This is a genomic window from Paraburkholderia sp. UCT2 (genome assembly GCF_014397665.1).
Lineage (GTDB): Bacteria > Pseudomonadota > Gammaproteobacteria > Burkholderiales > Burkholderiaceae > Paraburkholderia > Paraburkholderia tuberum.
Genome location: NZ_VZQO01000151.1, coordinates 1 through 742, shown reverse-complemented (window position 1 = coordinate 742; position 742 = coordinate 1). Strand labels below are relative to the sequence as shown.

Below are 742 nucleotides of genomic sequence, written 5' to 3'. Positions count from 1 at the left end.
ACGGCAAAGCCGAGATCGACCACTTCGTCGACTTCGTCGGCACCGGCGCGCCGCGTTTTTACCTGACGCTCGACCAGCAGCTTCAACAGCCGAATTTCGCGCAGTTCGTGATTACCGCAAAAAGCGTAGAAAACCGCGAGGAACTGATGCGTTGGCTCGACGGCAAACTCGAGAAGGATTTCTCCGGCGTGCGAGCGCGCGTCTCCCGGCTCGAGAATGGTCCGCCGGTCGGCTTCCCGATCAAGTTCCGCGTGAGCGGCGACGATATCGCGACCGTCCGATCGATTGCGCAGACGGTGTCGGACAAGGTCCGCGCCGATCCCCGCACGCGCAACGTCCAGTTCGACTGGGACGAGCCGGCGGAGCGCTCGATCTCGTTCGAGATCGATCAGAACCGCGCGCGCCAGCTTGGCGTCACCTCGGAAGACGTGTCGAACTTCCTCGCGATGACGCTATCAGGCTACACGGTGACGCAGTACCGCGAGCGCGACAAGCTGATCAACGTCGATCTGCGTGCGCCCAAGAGCGAACGTGTCAATCCGGCGCAGCTTATGAGCCTCGCGATTCCGACGCCCCACGGCCCGGTGCCGCTCGGTTCGCTCGGACACGTGCGCGATACGCTCGAGTACGGCGTCATCTGGCAACGCGACCGTCAGCCGACCATCACGGTGCAGGCGGACGTGCGCGGCGACGCGCAGGGCATCGACGTGACCCACGACATCGAACGTGCGCTCGCGGCGGA

Annotated in this window: 1 protein-coding gene; it reads left to right on the top strand. The window is 64.4% G+C overall.

Features of this window, described 5'->3' with window-relative positions:
* The coding region (locus F6X39_RS36165) for an efflux RND transporter permease subunit (protein ID WP_187620163.1) at window positions 1-742 on the top strand (742 nt) is incomplete at both ends.